Raw genomic sequence first — 251 nt, 5'->3', positions numbered from 1 at the left:
GAGATGAGGAGGTTCGAACTCCTGACCCCCTGCGTGCAAGGCAGGTGCTCTCCCAGCTGAGCTACACCCCCATACATGGGTGGTCACTTTCTATCGCTTGAAGGCTAGGCCCTCAAAATTAAACAATATTGATTTATCCTAAACGAACTCTTGTGCCGAATAGCCTGCCGATATGACAGTTATTCGTCTGACTCCTTAGAAAGGAGGTGATCCAGCCGCACCTTCCGATACGGCTACCTTGTTACGACTTC

General features: G+C 50.2%; 1 tRNA gene and 1 rRNA gene. Both read right to left on the bottom strand.

The features are described 5' to 3' along the window. A tRNA-Ala gene (locus tag RR062_06290) sits at nucleotides 1-71 on the bottom strand. A gap of 128 nt (nucleotides 72-199) precedes the next feature. Further along, nucleotides 200-251: ribosomal RNA gene (locus tag RR062_06285) — 16S ribosomal RNA — on the bottom strand; the annotation flags it as partial.

Source organism: Clostridia bacterium (genome assembly GCA_036654455.1).
In the GTDB taxonomy this organism is placed as follows: domain Bacteria; phylum Bacillota; class Clostridia; order Christensenellales; family CAG-314; genus JAVVRZ01.
The sequence above is the reverse complement of the archived record's forward strand: the minus strand, read 5'-3'. Positions and strand labels throughout refer to the sequence as shown.